Source organism: Bartonella sp. AC62GZZY (genome assembly GCF_042196525.1).
In the GTDB taxonomy this organism is placed as follows: domain Bacteria; phylum Pseudomonadota; class Alphaproteobacteria; order Rhizobiales; family Rhizobiaceae; genus Bartonella.
The window spans coordinates 1-593 of record NZ_JBHIQN010000087.1 but is presented as its reverse complement, the minus strand read 5'-3'; the positions used below and the strand labels follow the sequence as shown (position 1 = coordinate 593).

At 40.1% G+C, this 593-nt stretch carries 1 protein-coding gene; it reads left to right on the top strand.

The genetic code is table 11. The features are described from left to right. A partial coding sequence (locus ACFIML_RS09305; RefSeq protein ID WP_375607622.1) for a lambda exonuclease family protein occupies positions 1 to 578 on the top strand: 578 nt, incomplete at its 5' end. Positions 579 to 593: the final 15 nt, after the last annotated feature.

The window sequence follows — 593 nt, the reverse complement described above, 5'->3', positions numbered from 1 at the left end:
TCACCGCATCAAACATTTACAACATACTCAATAAAACTACAAAAGGATTGCCTACGAGCAAATATGAAGACTACAAAATCAAACTCATAACAGAACGCTTAACAAGAGAAACAAGCCCCTATTATGAAACTGAAGATATGAGATGGGGTATCGAACATGAAGAAGATGCCTTGAGAGAATATGGCTTCATTCATGATGCCGATATAACAAAATGCGGCTTTATCCAACACCCCACAATAGAAATGGCGGGGGCTAGTCCTGATGGTCTCATTGGAGAAGACGGTTTAATCGAAGTCAAATGCCCGAGATCAGTAACACATATGCGCTTTTGTATAGGTGACGAAATCAAACCAGAATATCACGCACAAATGCAATTCCAAATGGCTTGTACAGGACGAAAATGGTGTGATTTCGTAAGTTATGATCCACGTTTTACGGGAGAATTCTTTCACTTGCGCATGAAAGTCAAGCGTGTTCTCCGTGATGATCAACAAATTGAACAGATCAATCAAGCTGTCCAAGCCTTTTTAGCAGAGATAGAACGAGAGATAAAACAACTCTCTACAAAAGCTGCTTAACCTTATGGGGGTGTT